Genomic DNA, 1,533 nt, shown 5'->3' with positions numbered 1-1,533 from the left:
GGGGCACACACCCCCCACACTGGGGTGGCCCCCCGGGCTTCCCCCCCCCCCGCCCGTGACACGCGGCCCCCCGCCCCCCCCGCGGGGGGGCCCGTCGCTGTCGGGCCGTCACCCTGAGCCGGACTCCACCGCCCTGACCACGCCTGATACCGTGCGATCGCCGTGGTGTTCGGGAAACCGGTCTGAGTCCGGTGCGGCCCTCGCCACTGTTGCCGCGGAGTTCCGCGGCCCTCGCTGACCGGCTCGCCCAGCGGTCAGGGCCACTGGGCGGGCTCGAAGGAGCCGCCCGGGAAGGTCGGCCGCGGCACGTCGATGCGGAAGCCAGGAGACCGGCCACGGCACGACATGTTCCACGAGGGTTTTGGAGAACACGTGCCCAGCGGTCAGCCGCGTCCGTTCCGATCCATTTGCTCCGTACATCCCATACGTCCCACAGGTCCGATACGTGTCGGCCGGGCGGTCGCCGCCGTCCTGTTCCTCGGCACGCTCGGCGCCTGCACGGGCGCCCCCGCGCCCGCCGCGTCCGGCGGGACGTCCTCAGGTGCCGCGCCGGTCAGCGTGGAGAACTGCGGGACCACCGTGACGGTCGGCACGCCGCCCGAGCGGCTGGTGACGCTGAACGAGGGGGCCACCGAGGTGGCGCTGGCCCTCGGCCTGGAGTCCCGCATGGCCGGTACCGCCTACCTCGACGATGCCGTCCCGGAGAAGTGGAAGGCGGCCTACGACTCCGTCCCGGTGCTCTCCGCGAAGTACCCGACGAAGGAGAAGCTCCTCACCGCCCGCCCCGACTTCCTGTACGCCTCTTACGCCAGCGCGTTCACCGACAAGGTCGCGGGCACCCGGGAGGACCTGCGCGGCCAGGGCGTAGCGTCGTACCTGTCCCCGTTCGGCTGCTCGGACAAGAGCCAGGTGCCGCCGACGACGTGGCAGGCCGCGTGGGGCGAACTGCACGACGTCGCCCAGGTCTTCGGCGTACCGGAGCGGGCCGCCGCGATCCAGCACCAGCAGGAGCAGCAGCTCGCCGGGTTCACGGCGACGGCCGCGGGCAGGGACCTGAAGGTCCTGTGGTACGACTCGGACACCAAGTCGCCCTTCGTCGGCGCCGGCCACGGCGGCCCCCAGCTGGTGCTCGACGCCGTGGGCGCCCGCAACGTCTTCGCGGACCTGCCCGGCGGCTGGCAGAACGTGAGCTGGGAGAAGGTCGTCGCGGCCGACCCGGACGCCATCGTGCTCGCGGACGCCGGCTGGGACACCGCCCAGTCCAAGATCGACTACCTGGAGCACGACCCGGTGCTGAGCAAGCTCGGCGCCGTGCGGCGCAAGGCCTTCGTGGTGGTGCCGTTCTCGGAGTCGACTCCCGGCGTGCGGCTCGCCGACGGGGCCGCCCGGGTCTCGGCGGGGCTGAGCGCGCTGCGCCCGGCTTCATGACCACGGCACCCCACCCCCGCGCGGCGGGCCCGCCCGGCCGCGCCGCGGCCGGCCCGCCGCCCCCGGGGGGCGCGCCCCGCGTGGCCGCCCGCGGGCACCGCCGCG

The 1,533-nt window shown here is 74.8% G+C and carries 1 protein-coding gene and 1 riboswitch; the gene reads left to right on the top strand.

The window, feature by feature from the left end; genetic code table 11:
• Positions 1 to 146: 146 nt before the first annotated feature.
• Positions 147 to 353: riboswitch (cobalamin riboswitch) on the top strand.
• A gap of 205 nt (positions 354 to 558) precedes the next feature.
• Positions 559 to 1,428: an ABC transporter substrate-binding protein gene (locus ACFWXO_RS44570; RefSeq protein WP_380532794.1), complete on the top strand. Its 870-nt coding sequence runs from the start codon at positions 559 to 561 to the stop codon at positions 1,426 to 1,428.
• Positions 1,429 to 1,533: the final 105 nt, after the last annotated feature.

Source organism: Kitasatospora sp. NPDC059088, assembly GCF_042738155.1.
Lineage (GTDB): Bacteria > Actinomycetota > Actinomycetes > Streptomycetales > Streptomycetaceae > Kitasatospora.
The sequence above is the reverse complement of the archived record's forward strand: the minus strand, read 5'-3'. Positions and strand labels throughout refer to the sequence as shown.